Annotated in this window: 6 protein-coding genes; 5 read left to right on the top strand and 1 reads right to left on the bottom strand. The window is 61.8% G+C overall.

All coding sequences use genetic code 11. The features are described from left to right. Nucleotides 1-710 (bottom strand): ferredoxin--NADP reductase (locus tag ACKWJN_RS02720; RefSeq protein WP_408594279.1); only part of this gene is annotated, 710 nt, incomplete at its 3' end. Between the two features lie 147 nt (nucleotides 711-857). Here ACKWJN_RS02720 and ACKWJN_RS02715 point away from each other — a divergent pair. The 5 genes from ACKWJN_RS02715 to ACKWJN_RS02695 all read left to right on the top strand — a co-directional run. Then, complete coding sequence (locus ACKWJN_RS02715; RefSeq protein ID WP_408594277.1) at nucleotides 858-2450, top strand: 6-hydroxynicotinate reductase; 1593 nt, start codon at nucleotides 858-860, stop codon at nucleotides 2448-2450. Nucleotides 2451-2457: 7 nt separating this feature from the next. Then, entirely contained in the window at nucleotides 2458-3348 is an 891-nt protein-coding gene (locus ACKWJN_RS02710; RefSeq protein ID WP_408594275.1) for a UPF0280 family protein, read from the top strand. Nucleotides 3349-3365: 17 nt separating this feature from the next. After that, complete coding sequence (locus ACKWJN_RS02705) at nucleotides 3366-3950, top strand: amino acid synthesis family protein (RefSeq protein WP_408594273.1); 585 nt, start codon at nucleotides 3366-3368, stop codon at nucleotides 3948-3950. A 56-nt stretch (nucleotides 3951-4006) separates the two neighbouring features. Further along, nucleotides 4007-5212 (top strand): ABC transporter substrate-binding protein, encoded by a 1206-nt coding sequence (locus ACKWJN_RS02700; protein WP_408594271.1) that lies wholly within the window; start codon nucleotides 4007-4009, stop codon nucleotides 5210-5212. Between the two features lie 60 nt (nucleotides 5213-5272). Further along, on the top strand, nucleotides 5273-6537 hold a 1265-nt coding region (locus ACKWJN_RS02695; protein ID WP_408594281.1), incomplete at its 3' end, for an ABC transporter permease subunit.

The following is a 6537-nucleotide window of genomic DNA, read 5'->3' as shown; positions in this document are numbered from 1 at the left end:
AAGCCACGCTCTTCGAGCATGCGCTTCAAATCCTTGAGCATTTGTGGGCCGCCACAAATCATCACGCGGTCGTCCGTGGGGTTAAAGGCCGGCAGGCCCAAGTCGGCAAACAGCTTGCCGCTCTCGATGGCATCGGTCAGACGCCCCTGGTGTTTGAATGGCTCACGCGTGACCGTGGGGTAGTACAGAAACTTCTCACGCACCATCTCGCCCAAGAACTCGTGCTGGGGCAACTCTTGCGTGAGGTAGTCGTGGTAGGCCAGCTCTTTGACCTCGCGCACGCCGTGCACCAAGATCACTTTGTCAAAACGCTCGTAGGTGTCGGGGTCGCGGATGACGCTCAAGAACGGCGCCATGCCGGTTCCGGTGGACAGCAGGTACAAGTTTTTTCCGGGCAACACATAGTCAATCAACAGCGTGCCGGTGGGCTTGCGGCCCACGATGATTTTGTCGCCCACCTGGATGTTTTGCAGACGCGAGGTGAGGGGGCCGTCTGGCACCTTGATGCTCAAGAACTCCAGGTGCTCTTCGTAGTTGGGGCTGACGATGCTGTAGGCGCGCAGCAGGGGTTTGTCGTTGACGCGCAGGCCGATCATGGTGAAGTGGCCGTTGGAGAAACGCAGCGCAGTGTCACGCGTGGTGGTGAAGCTGAACAAGCGGTCGGTCCAGTGATGAACCGTCAACACTTCTTCTTCGTGGAATGCACTCATGGGTAATGCCCAAAGGTTAAAAAAGAGAGTCCTGTGGTGAATGTCCCTCTTGCCGAGCGACACCGAATGCTCTATATTGCGTTTTCATGTAGTGTTTGCAACATCAAATTGTCGTGAATACTACACAAAAACATTGAAGTCCACAACATGACGTCACACACCAAAGGCGATGGCCTGCCAGGCCCTGACGATGCCCCTCAAAACTGGGGGCTGGAGCGCGCAACACCGCGCAACGAGCAAATGGCCGGCAACAAGGTCGAGTGCAACGCCTGTCCTGTCTTGTGCCAAATCTCAGACGGCCGTGTGGGCGCCTGCGACCGTTACGCCAACCGCAACGGCGTGTTGGTGCGCCTCGATCCGGTGGTGCTGCTGCACCAGGGCACCCTGCCCGAGCCTGACACCGAAGCGTTGACGCCACGCAGCGACCTGAAGGTTCAAGCCCAAGACCAAGCCGCCAGCGCATCGCGCGGTGTGTTTGTCACCGGCATTGGGTCTTCCACCACCTACCCCGACTACAAACCTGCACCCTTCATCGTGGCCTCGCAATCGCGTGGCGTGGACATGGTGACGGTGGTGACCGAAGGCATCTTCAGCTACTGCAGCTTGAAAGTGAAGATCGACACCGACCGCTACCTCGGGCCCGAACAAGCTGCTGTGCTGTGCAAGGGCGAAGTGGTGGGCCATGTGACCACGGCCGAATACGGCTCGCAAATGCTCAGCCTGGGCGGCGTGCACCACCTGACCGGTGGCAGCAAAAAAGAAGGCCGCGTCACCCTGCACCTGATGCAGGCCCTGGGCAACCACGAGGCGGTGGAAGTGTCCATCGACGGCGGTGCCACCGTGGTGTTGCAAGCGGGCCAAGCGCCCATCGTCAACGGTGTGACCGAGCAACGCATGCGCGTGGGCTGCGGCTCAGCCGCCATTGGCATCTTTGCCCAGCAGTGGCTCGGCTTGTGCGACGAGGTGGTGGTGGTGGACGACCACATCACGGGGGTGCTGAGCGAACACCAAGCCGGACGCTGCTTGAATATTCCATCCAGCGGCATTCGCATCAAAGGGCGCAAGTCCACGCCAGGTCGTTACTTTCAGGTGGCCAATCCGGGCACCGGTTGGGGCGGCACCGACATCGAAGACCCGCTGTCGATTTTGGACAACTGGGACCCGGAAGTGGCACGGCCTGGCTTGCGCTTGTTGATGACCTCCACCACCGGCGAACATGCGGCGTGGTATGTGCTCGATGATCAGCTGCAACCCCAAGTTGCCGACATGCCCGAGGCCGTGCGCCGTGTGGTGGAGCGCATTGGCGAGAACTGCGAACCCTCGTTGGTGTCGGTGTTGTTCCTGGGTGGCGCGGGCGGCAGCTTGCGGGCTGGCGTGACCGACAACCCGGTGCAACTGACCCGCGCCATCAAACGCGCGCTGGTCAATGTGACGTGCGGGGGCGCGCCGTCTTATGTGTGGCCGGGCGGGGGCATCACCTTGATGGTCGATGTGCTGCGCATGCCGCGCGGCAGCTTTGGCACCGTGCCCACGCCGGCCATCGTGGCGCCCATCGAGTTCACCATGCGCTTGAGTGACTACCAAGCCTTGGGCGGTCACATGGGCTTTGTGCGCAGCCTGGATGACACGCTGCGCCACGGCGCTTGGCACAACGACGGCGCGCCCACGCAACTGCGTTGGGTGGCGCCGCCTGCCAGCGACAGCCCTTGGCCGCTGGACACACCCCCGATGTTGGGCTGACCCACCCATGCAAGCCCATCGCCAAGCCCTGGACCCGCAACGCTGGCATTTTCAGCACGGCCCGATCGACTTGGTGATTCAGGCCGACGGTGACGCCGCTTGCGTGCAAGCCGCGCACGAGGCCGCGTGGGCCGCGTTTCAACCCATGCTGCCCAGCTTGGTGCACGAGTTGCCCCAGCTGCGCCAAGCCGTGCAAACACGTGCGGACAATCCCTTGCGCGGTGCCATGGCACGCAGCATGTGGCAAGCCTGTGCGCCACTGGCCACCCCTTGCCCCACACACCCGGACGGCTTCATCACCCCCATGGCCGCCGTGGCCGGTGCCGTGGCGCAAGCGGTGCTGGCGTGCTACCAAGGCCCTGGCATTGCGCGCGCTTGGGTCAACAACGGCGGTGACATTGCGCTGCACCTCACCGCCGGCACCTCGGTGCGCATTGGCTTGGTGAGCGACATCGCGCGCGCTTGGGGTGAGTCGCCGCTGAGTGACTGGGTGCTTGATGGCGCGCTGCACATCAGCGCCGACATGCCCGTGCGTGGCATCGCCACCAGCGGCTGGCGCGGTCGCAGCCAGTCGCTCGGCATTGCCGACAGCGTGACCGTGTTGGCCGCCACCGCTGCACAGGCCGACGCCGCCGCCACCTTGATTGCCAACGCCGTCAACGTGGACGACCCACGCATCCTGCGTCAAGCCGCGAATCAGTTGCGCGACGACGCCGACTTGGGCACACGCTGTGTCACGGTGGATGTGCCGCCGCTCAGCGCCTGCCAAATTAGCCAGGCCTTGACACGTGGTCAACGCTATGCCCACCAGTTGCAAGCCCAAGGTTTGATACACGCCGCCTTGTTGTGTTGCCAAGGTCAGATCGAAGTTGCCGGGCACGAAGCCTGCTTAGCCTGATAGGAGAAATGAACCCCATGAAAGCCCATATTCGCAAGATCGTCGTGCAAGTCGACGAAACCCATGTCGAAGGCGGTCAAGCCATTGACCCACCCACACGCCGCGCCCTGGCGATGGCCGTGATCGACAACCCCTACGCCGGCCGCTACAGCGCCAACCTCGATGCCCTGATCGAGATCGGCGAAGAGCTGGGCGGTCTGTTGGGCCAACGTTGCGTGCAGGCCCTGGGCATCACGCCCGACCAAGCGCAAAGCTACGGCAAAGCCGCCATCGTGGGCGAAGCGGGCGAGCTTGAACACGCGGCGGCGGTGTTGCACCCCAAACTGGGTGCGCCGCTGCGCAAAGCCGTGAGCCACGGCGCCGCGTTGGTGCCCTCGGCCAAAAAACGCGGCACCTTGGGCACCATCATCGATGTGCCCTTGGGCCACAAAGACGCCGCCTTTGTACGCAGCCACTTTGACGCGATGGAAGCCCGTGTGAGCGACGCGCCGCGCGCCAACGAAATGGTGGTGGCCGTGGTGGTGACCGACAGCGGTCGGCCCGCGCCGCGCATTGGGGGGTTGCAAGTGTCTGAGATCGTGGGCCAAGACGGCCTGCGCTGAGGGTGGTTGGATTTGTTTCGTTTATCGTTCACGTTTCGTTTTTTAAAGGAGCCAGCATGAAGAGTTTTCGCAGTCTGACCCGTGCAGCCGCAGCCGCTGCCTTGGCCTGGGGTCTTGCCCCGGCGATGGCACAAGGTGTCATCAAGATCGGTGAGATCAACAGCTACAAGGCCCAGCCCGCCTTCTTGGAGCCGTACAAAAAAGGCATGGAACTGGCCGTTGACGAAATCAACGCCGCCGGAGGTGTGAGCGGCAAAAAACTCCAACTCATCATCCGTGACGACAACGCCACCCCCGGTGACGCCGTGCGCGCGGCCGAAGAGCTGGTGTCACGCGAACAAGTCGATGTGCTGAGTGGCACCTTCCTGTCACACATTGGTTTGGCGGTGGCCGACTTCTCCAAGCAAAAGAAATTTTTCTTCTTGGCGGGCGAACCTCTGACCGACAAAATTGTTTGGCAAGGTGGCAACAAATACACCTTCCGTCTGCGCGCCTCCACCTACATGCAAGCCGCCATGCTGGTGCCTGAAGCCGCCAAGCTGAAGAAAAAACGCTGGGCCGTGGTCTACCCCAACTACGAATACGGCCAATCGGCTGCCGCCACCTTCAAGCAATTGCTCAAGGCCGCACAGCCTGATGTCGAGTTCGTGGCCGAACAAGCGCCCGCACTGGGCAAGGTCGACGCGGGTGCAGTAGCCCAAGCCCTGGCAGACGCCAAGCCCGATGCCATCTTCAACGTGTTGTTTGGCGCTGACTTGACCAAGTTTGTGCGCGAAGGCAACACGCGTGGTCTGTTCCAAGGCCGTGAGGTGGTGAGCTTGCTGACCGGTGAACCCGAGTACTTGGACCCGCTGAAAGACGAAACGCCCAACGGCTGGATCGTCACCGGCTACCCCTGGAACGGCATCAACACCGCTGAGCACAAAACCTTCTTGGGTGCTTACCAGGCCAAGTTCAACGACTACCCACGTCTGGGTTCGATCGTGGGCTACAGCATGATTCAGGCACTGGCCGCTGGCATCAAAAAAGCCGGCAGCACCGACTCTGAAAAACTCGCGGTGTCGTTCCGCGACCTGAGCTTCACCAGCCCGTTTGGCAAAGTGAGCTTTCGTGCGCAAGACCACCAATCCACCATGGGTGCGTTTGTGGGTCGCATCAAGAATGACAACGGCAAGGGCGTGATGGTTGACTACCGCTACCTTGACGGCGCGGCCTTCCAGCCGAGCAACGACGAAGTCAAGAAACTGCGCGCTGCCGACTAAGCAGCCCCTGTCCGCATGCAGCGCTTGCAGCTGCATGCGGATGTTCACGGAAATGTAGACATGGATTTTTCTGGCTTTGTGGTGCAAGGACTCAACGGCTTGGCCGGTGCATCCTCTTTGTTTTTGGTCGCTGCGGGCCTGTCGCTGATCTTCGGGGTCACGCGCATCGTCAACTTTGCCCATGGCTCGTTTTTCATGCTTGGCATTTACATCGCGTACTCGCTGGTGGAGCACGTGGGTCGCTCCGTTGGTTTGGCCCTGAGCTTTTGGTGGTTGCTGCTGTTGGCCGCGCTCATCTCAGGTCTGCTGGGCGGCTTGGTGGAGATGCTGCTGTTGCGCCGCATTTACCGCGCGCCTGAGTTGTTTCAATTGCTGGCCACGTTTGCCTTGGTGCTGGTCATCAAAGACGCGGCCTTGTGGATTTGGGGCCCAGAAGATTTGTTGGGCCCACGCGCACCGGGCTTGTCCGGTGCGGTCGATATTTTGGGTCGTCGCTTTCCCAGCTACGACTTGCTGTTGATCGTCATTGGTCCGGTGGTGCTGGGCCTGTTGTGGTTGCTGCTCACGCGCACCCGCTTTGGCACCTTGGTGCGTGCCGCCACCCAAGACCGTGAAATGGTGGGCGCTTTGGGCATCCACCAACGCTGGTTATTCACCAGTGTGTTCGCCCTGGGCTGCGCACTGGCGGGCTTGGGTGGTGCCTTGCAGCTGCCCCGTGAACCCGCCAACTTGGGGTTGGACTTGCTGACCATTGGCGACGCGTTTGTGATCGTGGTGGTGGGCGGCATGGGCTCGATTCCGGGGGCCTATGTGGCGGCGCTGATGATTGCCGAGATCAAAGCCCTGTGCGTGGGCCTGGGCACGGTGGAGCTGTGGGGCATGTCGTTCGCATTTTCCAAGCTCACCCTGGTGGCCGAATTTTTGGTGATGGCGGTGGTGCTGATGGTGCGCCCCTGGGGCCTCATGGGCAAACCCCAAAGCACGCCGCGCCATGGCGGCGAAGCCGAGGCCCCGCTGCGCTTGGGCGGTCGCGGTCAACTGCTGGTGTGGGTGTTGTGTGGGCTGGTGCTGTGGGCCTTGCCCCTGTTGACCGCGCAGTCGCCCTACACCACCGTGTTGGCGATTGACCTGCTGACGGCCGCGTTGTTTGCCTGCAGCTTGCACTTCATCATGGGGCCTGCCGGCATGCATTCGTTTGGTCACGCCGCTTACTTTGGGTTGGGGGCTTATGTGGCCGCCTTGCTGGCTTTGCGCGCGAACATGCCCATGGAGTTGACCTTGGTGTGTGCACCGCTGCTCACCGCCGTGGCGGCGGCTGTGTTTGG

The organism is Limnohabitans sp. (genome assembly GCF_046052825.1).
Taxonomy (GTDB): Bacteria; Pseudomonadota; Gammaproteobacteria; order Burkholderiales; family Burkholderiaceae_C; genus Limnohabitans.
The sequence above is the reverse complement of the archived record's forward strand: the minus strand, read 5'-3'. Positions and strand labels throughout refer to the sequence as shown.

Excerpts from the sequence above, each read along its gene's own strand:
- ACKWJN_RS02715 (WP_408594277.1), top strand. The coding sequence starts at position 858 with ATGACGTCACACACCAAAGGCGATGGCCTGCCAGGCCCTGACGATGCC.
- ACKWJN_RS02705 (WP_408594273.1), top strand. The coding sequence starts at position 3,366 with ATGAAAGCCCATATTCGCAAGATCGTCGTGCAAGTCGACGAAACCCAT.
- ACKWJN_RS02700 (WP_408594271.1), top strand. The coding sequence starts at position 4,007 with ATGAAGAGTTTTCGCAGTCTGACCCGTGCAGCCGCAGCCGCTGCCTTG.
- ACKWJN_RS02710 (WP_408594275.1), top strand. The coding sequence starts at position 2,458 with ATGCAAGCCCATCGCCAAGCCCTGGACCCGCAACGCTGGCATTTTCAG.